24 protein-coding genes are annotated in these 23,050 nt (G+C 71.2%); 10 read left to right on the top strand and 14 right to left on the bottom strand.

Features of this window, described 5'->3' with window-relative positions:
• The first annotated feature begins 52 nt into the window (after positions 1–52).
• A complete protein-coding gene (locus ABZ919_RS11530) occupies positions 53–784 on the top strand; it encodes a dienelactone hydrolase family protein (protein WP_361245712.1) in 732 nt (243 codons plus the stop codon).
• A gap of 29 nt (positions 785–813) precedes the next feature.
• Here the strand turns inward: ABZ919_RS11530 and ABZ919_RS11525 are convergent, their stop codons facing one another.
• Together ABZ919_RS11525 and ABZ919_RS11520 are read right to left on the bottom strand one after the other, a co-directional pair.
• Positions 814–996: a DUF397 domain-containing protein gene (locus ABZ919_RS11525; protein WP_361245709.1), complete on the bottom strand. Its 183-nt coding sequence runs from the start codon at positions 994–996 to the stop codon at positions 814–816.
• The gene (locus ABZ919_RS11520; protein WP_361245778.1) at positions 989–1,768 is read right to left on the bottom strand and encodes a helix-turn-helix transcriptional regulator; all 780 of its coding nucleotides are present in this window, start codon (positions 1,766–1,768) and stop codon (positions 989–991) included. Before ABZ919_RS11520 ends, ABZ919_RS11525 begins: the two co-directional genes overlap by 8 nt.
• Positions 1,769–1,870: 102 nt before the next feature.
• Here ABZ919_RS11520 and ABZ919_RS11515 point away from each other — a divergent pair, with 102 nt between their 5' ends.
• Positions 1,871–2,305, top strand: coding sequence for a hypothetical protein (locus ABZ919_RS11515; protein WP_361245706.1), 435 nt, complete (start codon positions 1,871–1,873; stop codon positions 2,303–2,305).
• On the opposite strand, the gene ABZ919_RS11510 is transcribed toward ABZ919_RS11515, so the two are convergent.
• The 3 genes from ABZ919_RS11510 to ABZ919_RS11500 are packed head-to-tail and all read right to left on the bottom strand — an operon-like array spanning position 2,256 to position 3,906.
• The gene (locus tag ABZ919_RS11510; RefSeq protein WP_361245704.1) at positions 2,256–2,918 is read right to left on the bottom strand and encodes a DUF5063 domain-containing protein; all 663 of its coding nucleotides are present in this window, start codon (positions 2,916–2,918) and stop codon (positions 2,256–2,258) included. The genes ABZ919_RS11515 and ABZ919_RS11510 overlap by 50 nt on opposite strands.
• Positions 2,911–3,510 carry a recombination mediator RecR gene (recR, locus tag ABZ919_RS11505; RefSeq protein ID WP_361245701.1) on the bottom strand — a complete coding sequence of 200 codons (600 nt, stop codon included), beginning with the start codon at positions 3,508–3,510 and terminating at the stop codon, positions 2,911–2,913. Before recR ends, ABZ919_RS11510 begins: the two co-directional genes overlap by 8 nt.
• A 51-nt stretch (positions 3,511–3,561) precedes the next feature.
• Positions 3,562–3,906, bottom strand: coding sequence for a YbaB/EbfC family nucleoid-associated protein (locus tag ABZ919_RS11500; protein ID WP_055705749.1), 345 nt, complete (start codon positions 3,904–3,906; stop codon positions 3,562–3,564).
• A 271-nt stretch (positions 3,907–4,177) separates the two neighbouring features.
• Here ABZ919_RS11500 and ABZ919_RS11495 point away from each other — a divergent pair, with 271 nt between their 5' ends.
• On the top strand, positions 4,178–4,927 hold the full coding sequence (locus ABZ919_RS11495) for an SLATT domain-containing protein (RefSeq protein WP_361245698.1): 750 nt from the start codon (positions 4,178–4,180) through the stop codon (positions 4,925–4,927).
• A gap of 54 nt (positions 4,928–4,981) precedes the next feature.
• Here the strand turns inward: ABZ919_RS11495 and ABZ919_RS11490 are convergent, their stop codons facing one another.
• Positions 4,982–7,012 carry a serine/threonine-protein kinase gene (locus tag ABZ919_RS11490; RefSeq protein WP_361245695.1) on the bottom strand — a complete coding sequence of 677 codons (2,031 nt, stop codon included), beginning with the start codon at positions 7,010–7,012 and terminating at the stop codon, positions 4,982–4,984.
• Positions 7,013–7,270: 258 nt separating this feature from the next.
• Here ABZ919_RS11490 and ABZ919_RS11485 point away from each other — a divergent pair, with 258 nt between their 5' ends.
• The 5 genes from ABZ919_RS11485 (at position 7,271) to ABZ919_RS11465 (ending at position 10,692) form a co-directional block, all read left to right on the top strand.
• Positions 7,271–8,626 (top strand): aspartate aminotransferase family protein, encoded by a 1,356-nt coding sequence (locus ABZ919_RS11485; protein ID WP_361245692.1) that lies wholly within the window; start codon positions 7,271–7,273, stop codon positions 8,624–8,626.
• Positions 8,627–8,753: 127 nt separating this feature from the next.
• On the top strand, positions 8,754–9,449 hold the full coding sequence (locus ABZ919_RS11480; RefSeq protein ID WP_361245689.1) for a GntR family transcriptional regulator: 696 nt from the start codon (positions 8,754–8,756) through the stop codon (positions 9,447–9,449).
• Positions 9,450–9,512: 63 nt separating this feature from the next.
• Complete coding sequence (locus ABZ919_RS11475) at positions 9,513–10,163, top strand: hypothetical protein (RefSeq protein ID WP_361245686.1); 651 nt, start codon at positions 9,513–9,515, stop codon at positions 10,161–10,163.
• A 75-nt stretch (positions 10,164–10,238) separates the two neighbouring features.
• Complete coding sequence (locus tag ABZ919_RS11470; RefSeq protein WP_361245683.1) at positions 10,239–10,478, top strand: DUF6400 family protein; 240 nt, start codon at positions 10,239–10,241, stop codon at positions 10,476–10,478.
• A complete protein-coding gene (locus tag ABZ919_RS11465) occupies positions 10,465–10,692 on the top strand; it encodes a hypothetical protein (protein WP_361245680.1) in 228 nt (75 codons plus the stop codon). The genes ABZ919_RS11470 and ABZ919_RS11465 overlap by 14 nt, the downstream gene beginning before the upstream one ends.
• Positions 10,693–10,830: 138 nt before the next feature.
• Here ABZ919_RS11465 and ABZ919_RS11460 read toward each other — a convergent pair whose 3' ends face one another.
• From ABZ919_RS11460 to ABZ919_RS11450, 3 genes are all read right to left on the bottom strand, one after another.
• Positions 10,831–12,654, bottom strand: a complete 1,824-nt coding sequence (locus tag ABZ919_RS11460; protein WP_361245677.1) for a 5'-nucleotidase C-terminal domain-containing protein — start codon at positions 12,652–12,654, stop codon at positions 10,831–10,833.
• Between the two features lie 172 nt (positions 12,655–12,826).
• Positions 12,827–13,039 (bottom strand): hypothetical protein, encoded by a 213-nt coding sequence (locus tag ABZ919_RS11455; protein WP_361245674.1) that lies wholly within the window; start codon positions 13,037–13,039, stop codon positions 12,827–12,829.
• An 84-nt stretch (positions 13,040–13,123) separates the two neighbouring features.
• Positions 13,124–14,407, bottom strand: a complete 1,284-nt coding sequence (locus tag ABZ919_RS11450) for an adenylosuccinate synthase (protein WP_361245671.1) — start codon at positions 14,405–14,407, stop codon at positions 13,124–13,126.
• Between the two features lie 197 nt (positions 14,408–14,604).
• Between ABZ919_RS11450 and ABZ919_RS11445 the strand changes: the two genes are divergently transcribed.
• Positions 14,605–15,441: a diacylglycerol kinase gene (locus ABZ919_RS11445; RefSeq protein ID WP_361245668.1), complete on the top strand. Its 837-nt coding sequence runs from the start codon at positions 14,605–14,607 to the stop codon at positions 15,439–15,441.
• 277 nt (positions 15,442–15,718) lie between these two features.
• Entirely contained in the window at positions 15,719–17,230 is a 1,512-nt protein-coding gene (locus ABZ919_RS11440; RefSeq protein WP_361245665.1) for an APC family permease, read from the top strand.
• Positions 17,231–17,309: 79 nt separating this feature from the next.
• Here the strand turns inward: ABZ919_RS11440 and ABZ919_RS11435 are convergent, their stop codons facing one another.
• The 5 genes from ABZ919_RS11435 to ABZ919_RS11415 form a co-directional block, all read right to left on the bottom strand.
• Complete coding sequence (locus ABZ919_RS11435) at positions 17,310–18,533, bottom strand: cytochrome P450 (RefSeq protein WP_361245662.1); 1,224 nt, start codon at positions 18,531–18,533, stop codon at positions 17,310–17,312.
• Positions 18,534–18,662: 129 nt separating this feature from the next.
• Positions 18,663–19,334, bottom strand: a complete 672-nt coding sequence (locus ABZ919_RS11430; protein WP_361245659.1) for a response regulator transcription factor — start codon at positions 19,332–19,334, stop codon at positions 18,663–18,665.
• Positions 19,331–20,671, bottom strand: a complete 1,341-nt coding sequence (locus ABZ919_RS11425; protein ID WP_361245657.1) for a histidine kinase — start codon at positions 20,669–20,671, stop codon at positions 19,331–19,333. The genes ABZ919_RS11430 and ABZ919_RS11425 overlap by 4 nt, the downstream gene beginning before the upstream one ends.
• A gap of 74 nt (positions 20,672–20,745) precedes the next feature.
• Positions 20,746–21,459: a response regulator transcription factor gene (locus tag ABZ919_RS11420; RefSeq protein ID WP_361245654.1), complete on the bottom strand. Its 714-nt coding sequence runs from the start codon at positions 21,457–21,459 to the stop codon at positions 20,746–20,748.
• 147 nt (positions 21,460–21,606) lie between these two features.
• The gene (locus tag ABZ919_RS11415) at positions 21,607–23,046 is read right to left on the bottom strand and encodes a sensor histidine kinase (RefSeq protein ID WP_361245651.1); all 1,440 of its coding nucleotides are present in this window, start codon (positions 23,044–23,046) and stop codon (positions 21,607–21,609) included.
• Positions 23,047–23,050 lie beyond the last annotated feature (4 nt).

Below are 23,050 nucleotides of genomic sequence, written 5' to 3'. Positions count from 1 at the left end.
CGCTCAGGCAATAGAGTTCACCCGACACGACGACTGAGGTACGGGGGGACTGATGGCCGGTCAGTGGGAGACGCTCGGCGAAGCGGAGGGCATCGAGGCGTACGTGCACCGCCCGGTGGGTGAGGTGCGCGGCGCGGTGGTGATCTGCTCGGAGCTGTACGGAGTGAACACCTACGTCCGCGACACGTGCGCGGAGCTGGCGGCAGCCGGGTACGTCGCGCTGGCCCCCGACTACTACTGGCGCAACGCGCGCCGCACAGCACTCGGGTACTCCGCCGAGGAGCGCGAGGACGGCCTGGGGCTGATGCGCGCACTGGACCGGGACGAGCTGGTGGCCGACGCCTCCGCGGCGCTGGCGGCGGCGCGCGCCGAAGCCGGGGAGCGGGGCGTGGCCTTCCTCGGACTGAGCATGGGCGGGCACATCGCGGTGCGAGCGGCGACCGAGCTGCGCTTCGAGCTGGCCGCCGTCTTCTACCCGGGGTGGCTGCTGAACAGCGGCTTCCCACTGGTCGGCCCCGTGCCTCCGCTGGAGACCAGTGACCGGATCGCCGCGGGCGGCGCGTTCCTGCTGGGCTTCCGCGGCGAGCTGGACCACATCATCCCGGCCGAGGAGTGGGAGCAGGCCGAGCAACGGCTCACCGAGGCGAAGGTGCCGCACGAGCTGGTGACCTACCCGGGCGCCCGGCACGGCTTCGCCTGCTCGGACCGTCCGGCCGACTACGACCCGCAGGCCGGCGCGGACGCCTGGCGGAAGGTCTACGGGGCTCTGGCATCGCATCTCTGACGCTCGCGCCTCGCAGAAGGGCCCGAGGCTCAGGCCTCGGGCCGAAGCGCGGAGACGAACGCCGACCAGGCGGGGGCGGGGAGGTGGATCTCCGGGCCGGTGGGGTTCTTGGAGTCGCGGATGTGGATGCGGGGCGCGAACGCGACTTCGATGCAGGCGCCGCCCTCGGAGTCGCTGTAGCTCGACTTGAACCAGTTCAGCTGGTCACTCACGGCGATCCACCATCCGTTCGAGGAAACGGGCCGACTCAGCGGGACTGAGAGCCTGCGCGCGGATCATGCTAAGCCGCTCGGTCGCACGGCTGACAACCCCTGGATCGGCCGACAGTTGGCTCCCCAACGGGCCTTCCGTATAGGCAAACCGCTCGTGATCACGGGTCTCCAACAGCACCATGGGGCCCATCAGCGCCACTGCGACGGCCCGCTCGAACGGGAGCAGCTGGATCACGACGTTCCACAGACGGGACACCTCCAGCAGGCGGCTGAGTTGTTCCGTGTCCACATGGGGGCCGCGCAGCCCAGCCTCATAGACGACGAAGCTCAGGGCCACCGGGGGTTTCCTGTCGGTGAGGATCGCCTGCCGTTCCATACGGGCCGCGATCCGCTCCCCCGCCGTCTCCTCGTCCAATGGCGGAACGTGGTTCTCGATGAGCGCCCTCGCGTAGCCCCTTGTCTGCAACAGCCCGGGAATGTAAGCGGTTTCGTACCACCAGAGGCTGATCGCCTCCCTCTCCCGCTCCATGAACTCCTGCGCCCGCGGCGGGAACTTCTCCCTGCTGAGGTACTCCTTCGCCGCGCTCAGCAACCCCTCGGCCCGGCACAACTCGTCGGCCACGTCGAGGACTCGGGGCGTCGGCATGCGTACCCCCTGCTCCATCGCCTTGATGGTGTCCGGGGAGTAGTTGGACGCGGCGGCCAGTTCCTCGCGGCTGATGTTGGCCTTGGTGCGCCACCGTTGCATCTGGTTGCCGCTGAAACGCCACATGGGCGGCGACTGGGACACCGCACGCACCTCCGACCGGTACACCCCGCCGTGTATCACCGGGGTCACTACCGAGGGTAGCGGTGCAGACCTCACTCTGTGACCATGACGAACCCGATTCACCGGCCCGCCTGGGTGCCCGTCCGCGGGCACCGGCTGCGCGTGGCCGGCGTGCACTTCGACGCCGTGCGGATCCAGGGGAGATGGGGCGAGGCCGTCGCCGACTGGCTGGTCGAGCGAGGGGACGGTGACGCCGGGCCGATCGTGTGCGAGGGCGGCGGCGGGAGGCGGTGGGTGTACTTCCTGCTGTCGCCCGGGGTCGTGCACCGTTACGACTGGCCGCTCGGCGTGCAGTCGTTCGGCCGGCGGGCGGACCGTACCGTCTCCTACATCGGCGTCCCGGCGCTGGAGGGTGAGACGTGGCCGCTGCGCTGGTACAGCGAACCGACGCCGACCGCGCCGTACGTCGATGCGGCGGCGCTGCTGGCGGTCACTTGCCCGGCCGCGCTCCCAGTCGTCCGCCGATCTCCTCCGCCATGACGCGGCCCGCCTCGAACTCCAGGGTCTCGTCGCCCATCGTGGCCTGATCGGTGTCGAGGCCGTCCAGCTCTTCCAGGGGCTGGTCGAGGCGGACGTGGATGAGCACCGACTGCAGGGCGCGCAGGACGGCGGAGGCGGTGGGGCCCCAGTTGGAGAAGTAGGAGAACTGCCACCACCACAGGGCCTCGGTGGTGCGGCCCGAGCGGTAGTGGGCCATGCCGTGACGCAGATCGGTGATGATGTCGGCGATGTCGTCGGAGATACGGGCCGGCACCGGAGCCTTGCGGGGCTCGTACGGGTCGAAGACCTCGGAATAGACGTCGACCGGCTCGAGAAGGCGGGCCAGGTTCTCGCGGAGCCCGTCCACGTCCGGCTCGGGGCCCAGGTCGGGCTCGTAGCGCTCCTCGGGGACGATGTCCTCGTGGGCTCCGAGGCGGCCGCCGGCCAGCAGCAGCTGGGAGACCTCCAGGAGGAGGAAGGGCACGGTCGAGCCGGGCTCGTCGCCCTTCGCCACCTCGGTGACGGCCACCAGGAAGCTCTCGACCTGGTCCGCGATCTGGACCACGAAGTCGTCCGGGTTCTGCGTCGCATCGTGCATTGTGGCGTCAGACATCTAGGAGTCGTCTCCCCTCGAAGGCGCGGCCGAGGGTGACCTCGTCCGCGTATTCCAGGTCGCCACCCACCGGGAGGCCGCTGGCCAGGCGGGTGACCTTCAGGCCCATGGGCTTGATCATGCGGGCCAGGTACGTCGCCGTCGCCTCGCCCTCCAGGTTCGGGTCCGTCGCAAGGATCAGCTCCGTGACCGTCCCGTCGGCCAACCGCGCGAGAAGTTCTCGTATACGCAGGTCGTCGGGGCCCACGCCCTCGATCGGACTGATCGCGCCGCCGAGCACGTGGTAGCGGCCGCGGAACTCGCGGGTGCGCTCGATGGCGACGACGTCCTTCGGCTCCTCCACCACGCAGATGACCGACGGGTCGCGACGCGGGTCACGGCAGATGTTGCACAGCTCCTCCTGTGCCACGTTGCCGCAGGCCGCGCAGAAGCGGACCTTCGCCTTGACCTCCAGGAGCGCCTGCGCGAGCCGTTTCACGTCCGTCGGCTCGGCCTGCAGGATGTGGAAGGCGATGCGCTGCGCGCTCTTGGGACCGACGCCGGGCAGCCGCCCCAGCTCGTCGATGAGGTCCTGGACCACGCCTTCGTACACCGGACTGCCCTTCCTGGAGACCTTTCGGTACGTACCGTAGTTGGCCCGGGCTCAGAAGGGCAGACCGGGGATGCCGGTGCCACCGCCGAGGCCCTGGGCCAGCGGCCCGAGCTTCTGCTGCTGGAGCGTCTGCGCGTTCTCGTTGGCCGCCTGCACGGCCGCCACGATCAGGTCGGCGAGGGTCTCGGTGTCCTCCGGGTCCACGGCCTTCGGGTCGATCTTCAGCGCGCGCAGCTCGCCGGCGCCGGTCACGGTGGCCCTCACCAGGCCGCCACCGGCCTGCCCGTCGACCTCCGTGTTCGCCAGTTCCTCCTGGGCCCGCTGGAGATCCTGCTGCATCTTCTGGGCCTGCTGGAGCAACTGCTGCATGTTGGGCTGGCCACCACCGGGGATCACATCAGCTCCTCTGTGTTCTGCGTCGTTCTCCGGTCCACTTCTCCTTGTGCACGAGCCTACGTGGTCCATGCCTCCATCGCCCCGCCACTCTTTCGAGTGAGAACCACGGCAGGCGTATACCTGATCAAGGCCCTCTTCCGGGCGGAAAAGTCGGGAAAGCGCCCTCTCCGCCACCCATTGGGCGGTAGGAAGGGGGCCGCACGTCGTCATGGAATGTCACGCAACGTGACCAGTCGTGATCAGTCCAGTCGTGATCAGTAGGGAGTGCCGGGTGGCTCAGCCGGAGATGCAGCCCGAGGGTCCGCCTCAGGACGGGCGGGGCGAGGGTGCGGCCGGGCTGCGGCCGGGCGATCTGACCGGGCGGGCGTTTCCGCTCGGTGACTGGGGCGAGCCCGCCCAGCGGCTCGACGAGCTGTACCGGTGGGTGGAGCGCGGGGCGCTGCAGACGGCGTCCTGGTACCTGCGGGACCGGGTGTGGAAGCGGCGCGGCGCGCGGGTGTTGAGGTCGGGCGCGGCGGCGGGGGCGGTGGCCGGTGCCACGCTGCCGCTGCTGGACCTGACCGGAGCGACCGAGGGGGTGGCACCCTGGGGCTGTCTGGCGCTGCTGCTCGCGGCCGCCTGCGTCGTCGTCGACCGGTTCTTCGGCGTGACGTCCGGCTGGATGAGGGACGTGGCCACCGCCCAGGCGGTGCAGCGGCGCCTGCACGCACTGCAGTTCGACTGGGCGTCCGAGAGCATCCGGGAGGTGCTGGGCCCGGCGGAGGGCACGGCGAGCGAGGCGGCGGAGCGGTGCCTGGCGGTCCTGCGGCGCTTCACCGAGGACGTCATGGAGCTGGTGCGCATGGAGACGACGGACTGGATGGTCGAGTTCCGCACGGGTTCCGCGCCGCTGGGCATTCAGACGGCGGTCACGGCTGTACCGCGGCAGGAGAGCGCGAACCACGGGGGCCGCTTCTCGCTCCCGCCGGCGAACGGCTCCCGCCCCAACATGCCCCGCCAGCGCCCCCCGGAGCCGCGTTAGCAAGTGCCGGCCGGGACACCGCGCACGGGACGCCGCGCACGGCCCCCGTGCGGCTCACTGCTTGGTGTACGTCAGGCTCTCCCCGCCGCCCGCCTTCGTCCGCCTCAGCCGGCCGTCCGGCAGCAGGGTGATCTCGGTGGCGTCGCCCGGCGAGCAGGAGGAGGCGGGCTCACCGCTGGTGACGGTGGACGGCCCGACCTCCAAGGGCCCCTCGGTGCCCGGCTGTTGGGCGAGGCTCGCCTCGAAGACGCAGTGGTACGACCCGCCGCCGTCCGTGGGCCCGTCCGCGACGAGCGTCAGCACGCTGTCGCCCACCCGGCCCTGGCGGATGGTCAGTTGGCGGGTGTTGGTCCCGTTGGCGTTGTCGATGGTCGCCTCCCAGGTGCCGAGGTAGGCGTCCGGGACCCCACCGTTCGAGGAGGCGGAGGCCGAGGCGGAGGCCGACGGGTCCGGCGCGGTCGGGCCGGGCGGCCCGGACGTCCCGGTGCTCACGGCCGGCGCGGGGCTCACGGCGCCGCCGCCCTTGTCGTCGCCGCTGCCGCTCCTCATCAGCGCATACACCGAGCCACCCGCGCCCAGCGCCACCACCAGCGCGATCACGACCAGCAGCGCGGTGGACCGCCCGCTGCGCCGCTCCGGCTCCCGCGCCCCGCCCCCGGGCGGTGGTCCGTACGGCGGCGTGGACCCGAGCCCGCCGCCATGGGGGGCGTACGGCTGCTGGGGATATCCGTAGGCGGGGACGGACTGCGGATACGGCTGGGGGTGCTGCTGCGCGTACCCGTACGCCCCGGGCGCCGTCCCGAACCCGGGAGGGGCGGCCGGCATGCCGGGGGGCGGAGTACTGCCCGAGACGACGGTGGGCAGATGGTTGACGGCACCCGCGGCACCGGGCTCCCCCGCCGGTCCCGGCCCGCTCCCTTCATCGGAAGCGGCGGCATGCTCCGGTGGCGCGGTCAGGCCGTCGGCCGGTCCCGGTACCGGTGCTTTCCGCGGTGACACGGGTGCCGGCGGTACCGGAACGGCGCCTGCACCCCCCGCATCCGCCGACGGCGAATCCGCCCCACCGGGACCACCGGGACCACCGGCACCCGCCGGCGCAACGGCACCGGAGGACGCCCCGGTGCCGGACGACGCGCCGGAAGACGCCACCCCGTCCCCCTCCGGGTCCTCGACCTCCAGCAACTGCACGGCGTGACGCCCGAGTTGCGCGACGAGCGCCCCCGGCAGCCAGGGATCCCGTGACCTTCCGCCGGCGACGGTGTCCTCCGCCCCCGTCCGCTCCAGAAGCGCATCCAGCGAAGGCCGGGCCGCCGGGTCCTTGCGCAGGCAGTCCCGCACCAGGTCGGCGATGCCCTCCGGCACCCCCTCCAGGTCCGGCTCCTCCTGGGCGATCCGGAACATCAGCGCGTGCACACCACTGGTGGCGGCCCCGAAGGGCAGCGCCCCGGTGGCCGCGTACGCCAGCACGGATCCGAGGCAGAACACGTCGCACGCCGGCGTGATCCGGTCCCCCCGCACCTGCTCCGGCGCCATGAACCCCGGCGACCCGACCAGCGATCCGGTCCGGGTCAGTCCCTCCCCGCCCGGGGAGGTCGTCTCCAGCGCCCGCGCGATGCCGAAGTCGATGACGCGCGGCCCGTCGATGGTGACGAGCACGTTCGACGGCTTCAGATCCCGGTGCACGATCCCCGCCGCGTGGATGTCCTTGAGCGCGTGCGCGAGCCCCGCCGCGAGGATCCGTACGGACCTCTCCGGAAGCGCCCCGTGATCGTGGCCCACGACCTGCTGAAGGCTCGGCCCGGCCACATACCCGGTGGCCACCCACGGCACGGCCGCCTCGGTGTCCGCGTCCAGCACGGGGGCGGTCCAGTACCCGCCCACGCGCCGCGCGGACCGCACCTCCTGCCGGAACCGCGCCCGGAACTCCTCCTGCGCGGCGAGTTCCTCGCGGACCAGTTTCACGGCGACGGTACGGCCCCGGTCAGACCGGGCCAGATACACCTGTCCCATGCCGCCCGCGCCCAGCCGCGCCAGCAGCCGGTAACCCCCGATACGCAGCGGATCCCCCGCCCCCAGCTTGTCCATGGCCGCCCCGCCTCCCCCTGGACACACGTCACATACGTGCGCAACGGACCGAGAATAGTCCGGCCCCCGCAGGAGCCGCGCGGACCGCTGTCTACGGTTCCGTAACGGGGCCGCCGGCCACCGCGGGCCCACCGGCCCCGTCGCCTGTGCCCGGCTGCAGGCCGGGCACGGCGTTCGACAACCTGTCGCGGATTGGCCCCGTCCACAGAACAAGACGCCGATAGGCCTTCCGCATCGCGGACATTTACGCTCGCGGGCATGACCCCTCAGCCCAACCCCGACGCCGGCGCCGCAGTGAAGGCCGCGGACCGCGCGCACGTCTTCCACTCCTGGTCCGCCCAGGACCTCATCGACCCGCTCGCCGTCGCCGGCGCCGAGGGGTCGTACTTCTGGGACTACGACGGCAAGCGGTACCTGGACTTCACCAGCGGGCTGGTCTACACGAACATCGGCTACCAGCACCCGAAGGTCGTCGCGGCCATCCAGGAGCAGGCGGCGACGATGACGACCTTCGCACCCGCCTTCGCGATCGAGGCCCGCTCGGAGGCGGCCCGGCTGATCGCCGAGCGCACCCCCGGCGACCTGGACAAGATCTTCTTCACCAACGGCGGCGCCGACGCCGTCGAGCACGCGGTGCGCATGGCCCGGCTGCACACGGGCCGCCCCAAGGTGCTCTCGGCCTACCGCTCGTACCACGGCGGCACCCAGCAGGCGGTCAACATCACCGGTGACCCGCGCCGCTGGGCCAACGACAGCGGCACGAGCGGTGTCGTCCACTTCTGGGCGCCGTTCCTCTACCGTTCCCGGTTCTACGCCGAGAACGAGGAGCAGGAGACCGCACGGGCCCTGGAGCACCTGGAGACGACGATCGCCTTCGAGGGACCGGGCACCGTCGCGGCGATCATCCTGGAGACCATCCCCGGCACGGCCGGAATCATGGTCCCGCCGCCCGGCTACCTGGCCGGAGTCCGCGAGATCTGCGACCGCCACGGCATCGTCTTCATCCTGGACGAGGTCATGGCCGGCTTCGGGCGCACGGGCGAGTGGTTCGCCGCCGATCTCTTCGGGGTCGTGCCCGACCTGATGACCTTCGCCAAGGGTGTGAACTCCGGTTACGTCCCCCTCGGCGGCGTCGCCATCTCGCAAAGGATCGCCGAGACCTTCGGCAAGCGCCCCTACCCCGGCGGTCTGACCTACTCCGGGCACCCGCTGGCCTGCGCCGCCGCCGTCGCCACGATCAACGTGATGGCGGAGGAGGGCGTCGTGGCGAACGCCAAGCGGCTCGGCGAGAGCGTCGTCGGCCCGGCCCTCGCCGAGCTGGCCGAGCGGCACCCGAGCGTCGGCGAGGTGCGCGGTGTCGGCATGTTCTGGGCGCTGGAGCTGGTGAAGAACCGCGAGACCCGCGAGCCCCTGGTGCCGTACAACGCGGCCGGTGAGGCGAACGCCCCCATGGCCGCGTTCGCGGCCGCCGCCAAGCAGCACGGCCTGTGGCCGTTCGTGAACATGAACCGCACCCATGTGGTCCCGCCGTGCAACGTCACGGAGGCCGAACTGAAGGAGGGCCTCGCCGCCCTGGACGCCGCGCTCAGCGTGGCCGACCAGTACACGGCGTAGCCGTACGGCGGCTGCCGCCGGGAAGATTCGAACGCGTAAGGTGACGTGCTCGTAAGACATGGCGTGCCCGCGCAGCCGCGCGAGTACGGACGAGTACGTCACCCGACGCGTGAGGAGAGCCCCGACCATGCCCGGCAACGGCGCCGTGACACGCAGCACCCTGCGCCAGCAGATCGCGGACGCGCTCCGTGACGAGGTGCTGGCGGGGCGGCTGCGGCCGGGCCGGGCGTTCACGGTCAAGGAGATCGCCGAGCAGTACGGCGTCTCCGCCACCCCCGTCCGCGAGGCGCTGGTCGACCTGTCCGCACAGGGCATCCTGGAGGCCGACCAGCACCGCGGTTTCCGCGTGCCCGAGTACTCCGTCACCGACTACCGGTACATGATCGAGGCCCGCAGCCTGGTCACCGACGGCATGTTCCAGGCCCTCAGCACGGGCCACCCCGCCTTCCGCACCCCGCCGGGGGACCCGCGTACCACCGCGGCCCTGGCCACCGTGCGCCGCCGCGGCGAGGAGGCCCAGCGGGCGGCGGCGGCCGGCGACCTGACGATCCTCGTCGGCTACGACCTCCGCTTCTGGCGCGAGCTCAGCGCGCTCTTCGGCAACCCCTACCTCGGCGACTTCCTCAACCGCCTGCGCGTGCAGTCCTGGGTCTGCGCGGTCCAGCACCTGCTCCGCCTCCCCGACCTGCGCGGCCGTCTGTGGGCGGGGCACACGGAGCTGGTGGACGCGCTGGCCCGCCGCGAGGCCGAGACCGCCCGCATGATCGTCGCCGCCTCCAACGCCCACTCACTGGCGCTGCTGGAACACCTGACCAACGGGTAGATGACCAGTACCCTGCCCCCCAGACCGCCTTCTGCGGACCCGACGGCGTGCGAGGAGCTCTCTTTGGCCTGTGACCTGTGGCTGGTACCGCTCGTGGACGTGTTGTGCCACACCCCGGACAATCCGTTCGCCGACGAACTCGCGCAGTACAACAACGCACTGGCGGCGGCCGGCCTCCCGCCGGTGCCCGTGTACCAGTACATGCCGGGCCTGTCGGGAGAGGTCGCCCCGGTGGCCGGCTTCGACTACGACGCCCTCCACTTCCTGCGCCGCGCCTACCTGCTCCAGGTGTGCGGCCTGCCGGTGACGCCGGTGGACGAACTCGGCGGGGACTACGAGCAGTTGCTGGAGATGTTCGAGACGACGGCCCAGCAGTCGCACCTGGTCTGGCACTACGACCACGCGGGGGCGTACGTCCCGGTCGACTTCCCGCACCCCCTGTCCAACGAAGAACTGCTGGCCGGGGGCGGCCCGCTGGGGTCCTCGCAGACCCTCCTGCGCGAGCTGGAGTACGTCGCCGCGTCGATCGGCATCGACCCGGCCAACCCGCCGGCGGCCCCGACCCCGCCCACGACGCCGACAGCGCTGGAGGAACCGGCCGTACCCGCCCCGTACGACCCCAGCCCGTTCGCCCGTGAACGGCATGTGTGGCTGGGGCTGCACGCGGCGGTGACCCGCTCCCTGGCGCAGGGTTCGATGATCGTCTTCAGCTGACCCCACGGGTCGAGCTGGTGTGATTTCACCCACCTCTTCTTGCCGTGGGGGAAATGCCTCCCTACGTTCGGTGGCATGTCCCCCCACGGTCCCACCTTCGACTTCGACGTCGACCTGAGCTCGCACGAGATGCTCCGCCGCACCCACGTCATGGCCGCTCTCGGCCCCGACTGGGACCCCGCGGCGGCGCTCCGCGGCGAGCAGGAGGCGCGTGCGCTGCTGTACTCCGACCTGGACGAGGAGCAGCAGCGCATCTACGACGAGCTGGTGGCGGCCGGTGTGCTCCCGCCGGGACCCGGCGATGCTGCCGCTTGATCCGCAGGCGGACATAGGACGGCGCGCCTGGGTGGCGTGCCCGAACTGCGACGACCGCAGCGGCTGCGAGACCTGCCGGCAGGGACGCTCCTGCACCGCGCACTGGCGCTACCTGCTGTCCAACACCGGCAGCCTGCTGCACCTGCAGTGCCCCTCGTGCACCCATGTCTGGACGCACGAGAGCGGTTTCGGCGCCACCCGCTCGACCGGCTGACACACCACGGACGAGGGCCGCCGGGACGAACCCGGCGGCCCTCGCTCACGTCGCGGCCCGTGCCGTCGGCCGGCCCGCGGCAGGGGCCGGCCGAGCTACGCGAACAGCCCGGGGCGGTCGCTCATTGCGCGGATCTCTTCAGAAGACCGGCGTACCGGCCTGCGTCAGCTTCCAGTTGGTGACGGCGAAGTCGGCCGGGTCGAGGGTCTTCTTCGCAGTCACGTAGTCGATCATGAGCTGACGGATCTCGTTCGTCGAGCTGTAGGCGATCGGCGCCGCGGCGATGTGCGGGTAGCCGGAGCCGCCGTTCGCGCGGTAGTTGTTCACCGCCACGACGAAGACCTGGTCGCCGGCGACCGGCGCGCCGTTGTAGGTGAGGTTCTTGATCCGGGAGCCCTCCGGCTGGGCGATGTCGATCTCGTAGTCGACGCCCGCCGCCGTGTCGTACATGTAGTCCCAGAAGTTGTTGGCGTTGGTGAGGGTCGCGGTGTCGACCTTCGTGCCGGCCGGTACCTGGTGGTAGTACTTCGCCCCGTACTCCAGGTAGTCCTTGAGCTCGGCGCCGGTCAGCTTCTTGCCGTACAGGGTGTTGTCGTAGATGTAGAGGCCGGCGATGTCCTTGATGGTGACGTTGCCCTGGGGGATGTCGGCCGTGCGGGAGAAGGGGGCCGCGACCGAGATCAGCGGGAGGGCGGCGTCCGAGGCCGACAGGCCCGCCTTCACGCTCTCCATCTGGACCTTGTGGATGAAGTCCATGATCGGCACGTCCTTCCAGCAGGACTCCGCCGCCGACAGGTCCGCCGTACAGGTGCCGACGGCCGTGTTCACGTACTTCACGACCAGCTCGTGGTCGGCCTCCAGGAGCTTCTTGATCTCCGGGTCCTCGTCCACGGTGTTGGGGTTGAGGGTCTGGGCCGTCTTGCTCGTCACCTTCCACTGTCCGTGGTGGAGTTCGAGCTCGAAGTCGAAGACGCTGAGGCGGTAGCCCCAGCAGTACGGCTCCGACAGGAGCACCTCCTCGCCGGTCTCCGCGTTCTTCACCGTGTAGGACGGGACCTCGACGTGCGTGTGGCCCACCAGGATCGCGTCGATGCCCGGCACCTGCTCGGCGACCAGGTTCGACGCGTTCTCGACGTACGGGAGTTCGTCGCCGTAGGACGACGATCCGTCGAGGCCCGAGTGGTCGGTCAGGAAGACCACGTCACAGCCCAGCGCGCGCAGCCTCGGCACGTACTTCTTCGCCTGCTCCACCAGGCCCGGGAACACCATCTTCCCGCTGACGTTGTCCTTGTCCCACAGCGCGATACCGGGGTTGGTGAGGCCGAGGATGCCGACCTTGATGTCGGGGGCGCCCGGCACACAGATGCGCTTCACGGTGTACGGCGCGAAGGCCGGCCGGAGCGTCTTGGCGTCGAGCGCGTTCGCGCCGAGCAGCGGGAAGTGGCACTGCCGCTCGAACTTCCGCAGCACGTCGATGCCGTAGTTGAACTCGTGGTTGCCGAGGGCGGCGGCGTCGTAGCGCATGTGGTTCATGGCCACGGCCATCGGGTGCCTGGGGCCCTTCTTGCCGTCGGTCCCGGTGATCGGGTCGACGCGCGCGAAGTAGTAGGCCAGGGAGGTGCCCTGGATGATGTCGCCGGCGTCGACCAGCAGGACCCGGTGCTCGCCCTTGGCCTCGCGCTGCTGCTTGATGAGGGTGGCCACACGGGCCACGCCCACGGAGTTGCCCGCCTTGTCGGCGTAGGGGGCGTCCTTGTAGTAGTCCCAGTCGAAGACGTGGCTGTGCAGGTCGGTCGTGCCGAGGATGGAGAACGACCAGGTGCGCGGCGCCTTGCCGGGGTGGTGGCCGTCCTCGGCGGCCTGCGCCGTCCCGGTGCCGACGGTCCCGGCGGCGGCCACCGCCGCACCGGTGACGGCCGACTTCTTCACGAATTCCCGGCGGTTCATGGGACTGAGGGGCATTCAAAGCTCCTGTTTGGACTGGAGTTGGCAACGAGCAGCGGCGGTGCAGTGCGGAGGCTACCCGCGTAGATGCTGCTCGCGCCCGCGATTGCCGGAAACCACGAGAAGATCATGGCCAGGTCAAGGATGGGTCAGTGCGCGGCTTGTGCGAACGCCGGGGAAACAGCCGGTGTCAGAGCCGGCCGATCAGCCTGATCTCCGGCGGCCACAGCACCCCGCTCGCCATCAGCAGCGAGGGCCCCAGATGGACCGGGCACACACGCAGCGGGGCCAAGTGGTACCGGGCGACCTCGAAGACCGCGGGATCGGAGCAGTCCGTGCCCTCGGCATCGGCGCCTTCGCCGCCGTAGGGCCCCCGGCACCGCAGGTCCCGGTGGACGCTCATATTCCGATTGTGCACCGCGTGGGACGACGACAGCGCCCGCCGGTCACGCCCGGGGGCGGAGCGGCGGGCGCTGTCGCGGGGTGCCTAGAGGAACGAGTTGATCTCGATCGTCTCGTCCCGGCCCGGGCCCACGCCGATCGCGGAGATCGGGGCGCCGGACATCTCCTCCAGCGCCTTGACGTAGTTCTGGGCGTTCTTCGGCAGGTCGGAGAAGGACTTCGCCTTGGTGATGTCCTCGGACCAGCCGGGCAGGGTCTCGTAGACCGGCTTGGCGTGGTGGAAGTCCGTCTGGGAGTACGGCAGTTCCTCGACGCGCTTGCCGTCGATCTCGTACGCCACGCAGACCGGGATCTGCTCCCAGCCGGTCAGCACGTCCAGCTTGGTGAGGAAGAAGTCGGTCAGGCCGTTCACGCGGGTCGCGTAGCGGGCGATCACCGCGTCGAACCAGCCGCAGCGGCGGTCACGGCCGGTGGTCACGCCCCGCTCGCCGCCGATGCGGCGCAGCGCCTCGCCGTCCTCGTCGAACAGCTCGGTCGGGAAGGGGCCGGCGCCCACGCGGGTGGTGTAGGCCTTGAGGATGCCGATGACGCGGCTGATCTTCGTGGGGCCGACACCGGCGCCGGTGCAGGCGCCGCCGGCGGTCGGGTTCGAGGAGGTCACGAAGGGGTACGTGCCGTGGTCGATGTCGAGCAGCGTGCCCTGGCCGCCCTCGAACAGGACGACCTTGTCGTCCTCCAGCGCCTGGTTGAGGAGCAGCACGGTGTCGGCGACGTACGGCTTGATCTGCTCGGCGTAGCCCAGCAGCTCCTCGACCACCTGGTCGGCGGCGATGGCACGCCGGTTGTACAGCTTGGTGAGGATCTGGTTCTTGACGTCGAGGGCCGCCTCGACCTTCTGGTGCAGGATCGACTCGTCGTACAGGTCCTGGACCCGGATGCCGACGCGGTTGATCTTGTCCGCGTAGGTCGGGCCGATGCCGCGACCGGTGGTGCCGATCTTCCGCTTGCCGAGGAAGCGTTCCGTCACCTTGTCGACCGTCACGTTGTACGGCGTGATGATGTGCGCGTTACCGCTGATCAGGAGCTTGGACGTGTCGACGCCGCGCTCGTTCAGACCGCTCAGCTCGGAGAGCAGGACCGACGGGTCGACGACGACGCCGTTACCGATGACCGGCGTACAACCGGGAGACAGGATTCCGGAAGGGAGCAGGTGGAGGGCGTACTTCTGGTCGCCGACGACGACCGTGTGGCCGGCGTTGTTGCCGCCCTGGTACCGCACTACATAGTCCACCGAGCCACCGAGCAGGTCGGTCGCCTTTCCCTTGCCTTCGTCACCCCACTGAGCACCGAGCAGCACAAGTGCGGGCACGCGCGTACACCCCTTCCGGGCGGGGCATGTCCAAGGTCGGGGGCCTGGGCGTAAGGTTCACCGCCGCGTACCACAGCGACCGCCGTTGGTCGCCAACCGTCGGACCGGATGCCCCGGAATAGACGAAGCCCCTGGCGCAATAGCGCAAAGGGGCTCTTGCACAAAGATGCTACCCGAGGAAGCGAGGCAGGACCGAGGTGGCGACTTTCGCGACGTCCGAACAGCTGCTGGTGATCATCGATCCGGCGGCCCGGCAGGCGGACGGGGAGTCCGTAAGGATCGCGAAAGACGTGCTCAGCGCGGGTGCGGCGGCCAAGGTGTGCCTGCCGGACGGGCCGGAGGAATTCGCCCGCGCGCTGAGGCGCCGGGGTGCGAGGCGGCCGGTGGTGGTGGGTGACGGCCGCGCTCTGGCGCGCGCCGTGACCGTGCTGCACCGGGCACGGGAGCTGGCCGGATGTGCGCTGTCGGTGGTCCCGGTGGGTGACACCGGCCTGGCGGAGTCGCTGGGCGTGCCGGGCAGTGCGGTGGCGGCTGCGCGGGCCGTGCTGGACGGCGCCGAGCGCCGCCTGGACCTGCTGGTGGACGACAGCGACGGAGTCGTGCTGAGCGCCCTCGGCATCCCGCCGGAGCCGGTGCGGGTGGCCGTGGCCGAGCCGGTGGCCGTGGCCTCGGGGCGGCCCTGGTACCGCTCCCTGGTCCGCACCCTCGCTCCCCGTCCGCCCCGCCTCCCCGCCGTGCCGGCGCCTGGCCCGTCCCGGTTCCGGGTCGAGGTCGACGGCGAGACGGTGGTGGACCTGGGCCAGCCCGTCGAGGCCGTGGCGGTGACCCCGGGCACCCGCGGGCTCGCGGAGGTGGAGATACGGCCGCTGTCGGTGGGTGCGGAGGCGACGCCGGTACGGGCGTCCGGCCGCACGGTGACGGTGGTGGGAGCGGACTTCCGGTACCGCGCGGACGCGGCGGTGTCGGGGCCGGTGCGCAGACGGACGTGGCGGGTGGCGGAGGAAGCCTGGGGGCTGGTGCTGCCGTCACGGTGACCTTGTCCGTCAGGTCGTCGTCCGGGGTGGAGGAAGACGTCAGCTCGGCGACCAGGCAGAGAGCCCCGCCGTCAAGGCGGCTGCTGTCCGTCTCGAAGACTTGCCCAGGCGCGACATGGAATCGCATGCACACGCTCCTGCATGAGGACCGCGGAGATGACCCGCCCAATGGTCTGGTGACAAATATTTAACCGTCCCGCCCCCTTCCCGGGCCCCTGTCTCGTCGACCATGCTGCTCCATCAGGACCCACACACCGGACTCGGAGGGGGCCACCCGATGGCAGTGGACGAGGGCGTCGCCCCGGCGGCGAAGACGGATGACGAAGGAACGGTTCATCGACTGAAACCCAACGCCGTGGGGCTGCTCGGCGTGGTGTTCATGGCCGTCGCCACCGCCGCGCCGATCACCGCGATGACCGGCAACGTGCCCTTCATGGTGTCGTCCGGCAACGGCGTCGGGGCCCCCGCGAGCTATCTCGTGGCAATGGTCGTCCTGGCAATCTTTTCCGTGGGTTTCACGTCGATGGCCAAGCACATCACCTCCACGGGCGCCTTCTACGGATTCATCTCCTACGGCCTCGGCCGCACCGCCGGTCTCGCCTCCGGGCTGCTCGCGACCTTCGCGTACGCCGTCTTCGAGCCGGCGCTGATCGGGATCTTCTCGACCTTCGCCACCACCACCCTGAAGGACCAGACGGGCGTGCACGTGCCCTGGTGGGCCTTCGCGGTCCTGATGCTCGCGATCAACGCGAGCGGCACCTGGTTCGGGGTCAGCGTCGCCGAGAAACTGCTGGTGGTGCTGCTGGCGACCGAGGTGACCGTCCTGGCGGCCATGGCGGTGTCCGTGGCCCTCCACGGGGGCGGACCGCACGGGTTCAGCCTCGCGCCGGTCGACCCCGTCAACGCATTCAAGGGCACGTCCGCCGGGCTCGGGCTCTTCTTCGCCTTCTGGTCCTGGGTCGGCTTCGAGTCGACGGCGATGTACGGCGAGGAGTCCCGCGACCCGAAGCGGATCATCCCCAAGGCCACGATGATCAGCGTGCTGGGTGTCGGCGTCTTCTACGTCTTCGTCTCCTGGATGGCCATCCTCGGCAACGGCGAGGCCGAGGCCGTCAAGGCGGCCTCCTCCGCGAACCCGCTCGCGATGTTCTTCGCCCCCACCGAGCGCTACGTCGGGCACTGGGCGGTCGACGTCATGCAGTGGCTGATGATCACCGGCTCGCTGGCCTGCGGCATGGCCTTCCACAACTGCGCCGCCCGCTATCTGTACGCCCTCGGCCGGGAAGGCGTCCTGCCGTCGCTGAAGAACACCATCGGCCGCACCCACGCCCGGCACGGCTCCCCGCACATCGCGGGCCTGGTGCAGACGGCGGTGAGCGCCGTGCTGATCGCCGCGTTCTGGATCGCGGGCAAGGACCCGTACAACGCGCTCTACGTGCTGCTGGCCATCCTCGGCACGATGGCGATCCTCGTCGTACAGGCCGTGTGCTCCTTCGCGGTCCTCGTCTACTTCCGCACGCATCACCCCGAGAGCCGCCACTGGTTCAGGACGTTCACCGCCCCGCTCGTCGGCGGCATCGCGATGCTCGGCGTGGTCGTCCTGCTGGTGTCCAACATGGGGGCCGCGGCCGGCGCGGAGTCCGGCTCGCTGGTGCTCAGGGCGACCCCGTGGCTGGTGGGCCTGGTCGCGGCGACGGGCGTGGGCTACGCCCAGTACCTGAAGCGGCGGGCACCCGAACGGTATGCGCTGCTGGGGCGGACGGTGCTGGAGGAGACGGTGGAACGGTAACCGTCAGCGGATGCGCCGTGGCCCTCATCGGCCGCAGGCGGTCTGCGGGTCGACCGCCTGCGGCTCCGGCCGCGGCTGATCAGCCGACCTCGACGCGCAGTCCCTCCAGCCCCCGGATCACGAAGTTCGGCTTACGCCGCGGCTCCGCCGCCAGGCTCAGGGTCGGGGCCTGCTCCAGCAGGGCACGCATCGAGGCGGCGAGCTCGATACGGGCCAACGGCGCGCCGATGCAGTAGTGGATGCCGGCGCTGAAGGAGATGTGCGGGTTGTCGGCGCGGGTGAGGTCCAGGCGGCCGGGGTCGGTGAAAACGGCCGGGTCGTGGTTGGCGGAGCCGAACAGCATGGCGATCTCCGAACCCCTCGGGATCGTCGTGCCGTCGATCTCGATGTCGTCCAGCACCCAGCGTTCGAAGAGCTGGAGCGGGGTGTCGAAGCGCATCAGCTCCTCGATCGCGGACGGTACCAGCGAGCGGTCGGCGCGCAGGGCGGCCAGCTGGCCGGGGTTGCGGAACAGCGCCCACCAGCCGTTCACCGTGGCGTTGACCGTGGCTTCGTGGCCGGCGTTGAGCAGGAGTACCGCCGTGGAGATCATCTCCTGCTCGGTCAGCCGGTCGTCGTCCTCGTCGTGCGCCGCGATCAGCCCGGAGATCAGATCCTCACCCGGCTCCTTGCGGCGAGCGGCGATCAGCTCACGCAGGCACTCCGAGAACTCCACCGACGCCCGGACCGCCTTCGCGGCCGTCTCCTGCGACGGGTTCAGCTCGTACATCCCGCAGATCGCCGCCGACCAGGGGCGCAACTGCGCCCGGTCCCCCTCCGGGATGCCGAGCATCTCGGCGATCACGGCCACCGGCAGCGGCTCCGCCACGTCGGTGAGCAGGTCCCCGCCGCCGTTGTGGACGAGCGACGCCACCAGCTCGTTCGCCAGGCCCTCGACGTACGGCTTCAGGCGCTCCACCGTGCGCGGCGTGAAGGCCTTCGACACCAGCCGCCGGATGCGGGTGTGGTCCGGCGGCTCCAGGTCGAGCATGCCGTGGTCGTTGAGGGTGTGGAAGGGCTCGTGCTCCGGCGGCGGCGCGGTCCGCCCGAACTCCTCGTGCGAGAACCGGTGCTGGTACGTCCGCCCCAGCCGGCGGTCCCGCAGCAGCGCCGAGACGTCCGCGTGGTGCGGGACCAGCCACTGGTCGGTCGGCTCGTACCGGACCACCCGGCCGCGTGCGCGCAGCTCGGCGTAGGCAGGGTAGGGGTCGGCGACGAACGCCGGGTCCCAGGGGTCGAAACCGAGGTCGGTAGGGGCTGCCATGCCGGGACGCTAACGCGCCGGGCCGACGTCTGACCAGGGGTGCCGGCCAAGCCGCGACGGCCGTACGCCGGCCTGCGGCGGATCTCGGCTTCCACCCGCCGCTCCGCCGCTCCCCCGCGTGCCTTCCCGTCAGCCCGGTGTCACCAGGCGGGCCTCGTACGCGAACACCGCCGCCTGGGTGCGGTCCCTGAGACCGAGCTTGACCAGGACACGGCTGACGTGGGTCTTGATCGTCGACTCCGCCACCACCAGTCGCCCGGCGATCTCCGCGTTGGACAGGCCCTGGGCGATCAGGACCAGGACCTCCGTCTCACGTTCCGTGAGTTCGCCGTAGGCCGTCCGGGCCGCCGCCGACGGGATCAGGCGCGGGGGCTCCGAGAGGCGGGAGAACTCCGTGATCAGGCGTCTGGTGACCGAGGGGGCCAGTAGCGCCTCCCCTGCCGCCACCACCCGCACCCCGTCGGCCAGTTGGCGTGCCGAGGCGTCCTTCAGGAGGAAGCCGGAGGCCCCTGCGCGCAGGGCCTGGTACACGTACTCGTCCAGGTCGAAGGTGGTCAGGACCAGCACCTTCGCCGCCGCGTCCGCCGCCACGATCTCCCGGGTCGCCTCGATGCCGTTCAGCTCGGGCATGCGGATGTCCATCAGGACGACGTCCGGGGCGAGTTCGCGGACCCGGTCCACCGCCTCCCTGCCGTTGACGGCCTCGCCGACGACCTCGATGTCCGGCATCGCGTTCAGCAGGACCGAGAAGCCCTCGCGGACCATCATCTGGTCGTCCGCGATCAGTACGCGGATGGTCATGCGTCCCCTTCGACCGCGGTGGCCGCCGGCACCGGCAGGAACACCGTCACCTCGTAGCCCCCGTCCTCCGTCGGGCCCGTCGTCATCTCGCCGCTGAGCATGGAGACCCGCTCCCGCATGCCCGTGATGCCGTGGCCCGCACCGGGCGAGGGCTTGACGAGGTGCGGGGCGGGCGGCGCGGTGTTGACTATGCGCAGGCCCAGGCCGCCGAGGACATAGCCGATCTCCACGCGGGCGCTCGCACCCGGCGCGTGCCGCAGGCTGTTGCTCAGGGCCTCCTGGACGATCCGGTAGGCCGACAGCTCCACTCCCTGCGGGAGTTCCCGCACCGCGCCGGTCACCGCCTTCTCCGCCGTCAGCCCCGCCTCGCGCACGTTGGCGAGCAGTCCGTCCAGGTCGGCCAGGGTCGGCTGGGGGGCGTCCGGTGCCTCGTAGTCCTCAGCGCGCACGACGCCCAGGACCCGGCGCAGCTCGGTCAGGGCCGCCACCGCGTTCTCCCGGATGGTGGCGAACGCCTTCTCCAGTTCCTCCGGGGGATTCTCCACCCGGTAGGGCGCGGCCTCCGCCTGGATGGCCACCACCGACATGTGGTGGGCGACCACGTCGTGCAGCTCACGGGCGATCGTGGTGCGCTCCTCCAGCAGGGTGCGGCGGGAGCGCTCGTGCTCGGTGACCGTCTGCTGGGCGGTGACCTCCTGCTGGGCCTGGCGGCGGACGTGACGGACCGTGACGGCCAGCAGGATCAGGGCCGACACGAACAGCATCGGGGCCACGTCGGTGTCGTAGCGGTGCCACCCGAAGAGGCCTCCGGTGACGAAGCCGTAGACCGCGGTCATCACCCACATCGAGGCCGCGGTGCGCGGGCGGGTACGCAGCGCGACGACCGTGAGCACCACCAGGTGGGCCAGGAAGCTGCCCGGCAGCCAGGGCCAGTCGCTCCAGTCGTTCCGCCCGATCACGGCGGCGGCCGTGCTCGCGCCCAGCGAGACCCAGAACGCCCCCACCGGTCGCACCAGCGTCAGCAGAACCGGTGCCAGCGCCAGCAGCGCGCACAGCAAGGTGACCGGTCCGGACTCGAAGGAACTGGTCACGGCGACGGACATCGCCATCACGCCCAGGGCGGCCACCACCGCGTGCCGTGTCCAGCTCGCGCCGGACAGACGGCGGGTGAGCGGGCCGTCGGCGCTCATGCGCGGCAGCGGGCGGTAGGCGAAGGCGTCCTGGAACAGGTCCTGCCGCAGCCCGCGCAGGGCGTCCGCGGCCAGCCGGAACTCGGGGCTGCCCGGCCGGCCGGCCGGGCCCGGAGGTGTCGGCTGCGTGTGCGTCGTCTGGGTCACGTACGAAACGGTAGGCCGACGGCGGGTCCCGGTCGTCACCACGGAGAGGGGTTCTTCCGCGTCCCTCTCAGGTACTACGGGGCGTCCCGCACGGGCCGGTCGGCGCCTCGGCGGCCGCCGGGGCGGACCAGCCCGGACTCGTAGGCGAACACCGCCGCCTGGGTGCGGTCGCGCAGGCCCAGCTTGACCAGGATGCGGCCCACATGCGTCTTCACGGTCTGCTCGGCCACGACCAGCCGCTCGGCGATCTCCGCGTTCGACAGGCCCTGGGCGATCAGCGCCAGCACCTCCGTCTCCCGTTCGGTGAGGTCGCCGACGCGCTGCTTGAGCGGGGTGCGGCGGCTGCCGTCCAGACGGGAGAACTCGGCGATGAGACGGCGGGTGATGCCGGGCGCGAGCAGCGCGTCGCCCGCGGCCACCACCCGCACCGCCTCGGCCAGCTTGTCCGCGGAGGCGTCCTTGAGCAGGAAGCCGGAGGCCCCGGCCCGCAGTGCCTCGTACACGTACTCGTCCAGGTCGAACGTGGTCAGCACCAGCACCTTGACGGCGGGGTGCTCGGCGGTGATCCGGCGGGTCGCCTCGATGCCGCCGAGTTCGGGCATCCGGATGTCCATCAGCACCACGTCCGGGGTCAGCCCGGCGGTCTGCGCGATCGCGTCCAGACCGTCCACGGCCTGTCCGACCACCTCGATGCCGGGCTGGGCGCCGAGCAGCACGCCGAAACCCTGCCGGACCATCTGCTGGTCGTCGGCGATGAGTACGCGGATGGAGCCGGCGCCGCTCGTCATGGGTCCTGTTCTCCTGTCGGTGGCTCGGGGCTGTCGTGGGTCGGGGACTGCGAAGGGGGCGGGGCGGGGTCAGGGCGACGGGGCGGGGTCAGGGAAGACGAGGCGGGGTCAGGGCGACGGGGCGGGGTCAGGGAAGACGAGGCGGGGTCAGGGCGACGAGGCGGGTGGGGCTGGTGCGGCGACGGCGGCCGCGTCCGGGGCGTCTCCCCGGGGAAGGAACGCCGTCACCTGGAAACCGCCATGCCGGGTCGGTTTCGCCTCGACGCTGCCGCCCAGCATCGCCGCGCGCTCCCGCATACCCAGCAGACCGTGACCGCTGCCCGCCGACGGCTGGACCGGACCGCCGGGGCGGGAGTTGACGATGCTCAGGTACATACCGTGGGGGAAGTGGGCGATCTCCACGCGCACCTTCGCGCCCGGCGCGTGCCGCAGGACGTTGCTCAGGGCCTCCTGGACGATCCGGTACGCGGACAGCTCCACCCCGGGCGAGTACCCGCGGGCGTCCCCCTCCTCCGCCTTCACGACGTCGGCACCGGCCGCCCTGGTGTTCTCGAGCAGGGAGTCCAGACGGGCCAGATTCGGCTGCGGGGCGTCGGGGGCCGGGCCGGTGCCGGGCGCGGCCAAGTGGGAAAGTCCCTCGGCGCGTTCCGTTTCCTCCGGGCTCTCCGAGCGCAGCACGCCGAGGACACGGCGCAGTTCGGTCAGCGCCTCCAGAGCGTTGTTGCGGATGCCGGCGAGGTTCTCCTTCAGCTCCTCGGAGGGGTTCTCCACCAGGTGCGGGGCCACCTGGGCCTGGATCGAGATCACCGACATGTGGTGCGCGACCACATCGTGCAGCTCGCGGGCGATACGGCTGCGTTCCTCCAGGAGGGTGCGGCGGGCCCGTTCCTCGGCGGTGATCGTCGTCTGCCGCACCAGCTGGCTACGGGCCTCGCTGCGGCCGCGCAGGGCGGTGCCGATGACGGCGGCGACCGCGAACAGGCCCACGGCCACGGGCCCGGTCGGGGAGTAGCGCGTGGCTCCGATGCCGCCCTCGAGGACGGTGGTCACCAGGGCGGTCACGGCGAGCGCGGCGACCGTGCCACGGATGCGGACGCGCAGGGCGAGCAGCAGCAGTACGGCCATGTGGGCCAGCAACGCCGGGGTGGCCCAGGGCCAGTTGGGGCCGCTGGGCAGCCGTAGGGAGAGCGTGTCCAGCTGTGGGCGGGCGAGCAGCGCGGTCGCGACGGCGGCGGACAGGGACACGGCCCAGGCCGGCGCCGGGCGCCACAGGGCCAGGACGACGGCGACGCCCTGGACGACGGTGAGGAGAAAACCGGTGCCCTGGGTGAATCCGTAGTCGTTCCCCAGCTCCTCGCCGCCGCCGAGGGCGATGGCCAGGGCGGCGTAGAACGTGATCAGGTAGGTGAGGAGGCGGATCCAGCGATGCCGGGGGAAGGGGGGCGAGTTCGGCGAGGGGTTCTCGCCGAACCAGCGGCGCAGCCGGGCGGTCCTGGGAGCAGCGGGTGCACCGGCGGCCGGGGGCGCGTGGTCGGATACGGGTGGCTCCTGGGGGGTGTTCTCACCGTCGGCTGCCGCGGGCTTCACGGAG

Source organism: Streptomyces sp. NPDC046759, from assembly GCF_040645475.1.
GTDB lineage: Bacteria > Actinomycetota > Actinomycetes > Streptomycetales > Streptomycetaceae > Streptomyces.
The sequence above is the reverse complement of the archived record's forward strand: the minus strand, read 5'-3'. Positions and strand labels throughout refer to the sequence as shown.

What these genes read in the sequence shown, in the direction of transcription:
- ABZ919_RS11530 (WP_361245712.1), top strand. Translation starts at nt 53, where the DNA reads ATGGCCGGTCAGTGGGAGACGCTCGGCGAAGCGGAGGGCATCGAGGCG.
- ABZ919_RS11520 (WP_361245778.1), bottom strand. Translation starts at nt 1,768, where the DNA reads ATGTGGCGTTTCAGCGGCAACCAGATGCAACGGTGGCGCACCAAGGCC.
- ABZ919_RS11515 (WP_361245706.1), top strand. Translation starts at nt 1,871, where the DNA reads ATGACGAACCCGATTCACCGGCCCGCCTGGGTGCCCGTCCGCGGGCAC.
- ABZ919_RS11510 (WP_361245704.1), bottom strand. Translation starts at nt 2,918, where the DNA reads ATGTCTGACGCCACAATGCACGATGCGACGCAGAACCCGGACGACTTC.
- ABZ919_RS11490 (WP_361245695.1), bottom strand. Translation starts at nt 7,012, where the DNA reads ATGGACAAGCTGGGGGCGGGGGATCCGCTGCGTATCGGGGGTTACCGG.
- ABZ919_RS11485 (WP_361245692.1), top strand. Translation starts at nt 7,271, where the DNA reads ATGACCCCTCAGCCCAACCCCGACGCCGGCGCCGCAGTGAAGGCCGCG.
- ABZ919_RS11480 (WP_361245689.1), top strand. Translation starts at nt 8,754, where the DNA reads ATGCCCGGCAACGGCGCCGTGACACGCAGCACCCTGCGCCAGCAGATC.
- ABZ919_RS11470 (WP_361245683.1), top strand. Translation starts at nt 10,239, where the DNA reads ATGTCCCCCCACGGTCCCACCTTCGACTTCGACGTCGACCTGAGCTCG.
- ABZ919_RS11465 (WP_361245680.1), top strand. Translation starts at nt 10,465, where the DNA reads ATGCTGCCGCTTGATCCGCAGGCGGACATAGGACGGCGCGCCTGGGTG.
- ABZ919_RS11460 (WP_361245677.1), bottom strand. Translation starts at nt 12,654, where the DNA reads ATGCCCCTCAGTCCCATGAACCGCCGGGAATTCGTGAAGAAGTCGGCC.
- ABZ919_RS11455 (WP_361245674.1), bottom strand. Translation starts at nt 13,039, where the DNA reads ATGAGCGTCCACCGGGACCTGCGGTGCCGGGGGCCCTACGGCGGCGAA.
- ABZ919_RS11440 (WP_361245665.1), top strand. Translation starts at nt 15,719, where the DNA reads ATGGCAGTGGACGAGGGCGTCGCCCCGGCGGCGAAGACGGATGACGAA.
- ABZ919_RS11435 (WP_361245662.1), bottom strand. Translation starts at nt 18,533, where the DNA reads ATGGCAGCCCCTACCGACCTCGGTTTCGACCCCTGGGACCCGGCGTTC.
- ABZ919_RS11430 (WP_361245659.1), bottom strand. Translation starts at nt 19,334, where the DNA reads ATGACCATCCGCGTACTGATCGCGGACGACCAGATGATGGTCCGCGAG.
- ABZ919_RS11420 (WP_361245654.1), bottom strand. Translation starts at nt 21,459, where the DNA reads ATGACGAGCGGCGCCGGCTCCATCCGCGTACTCATCGCCGACGACCAG.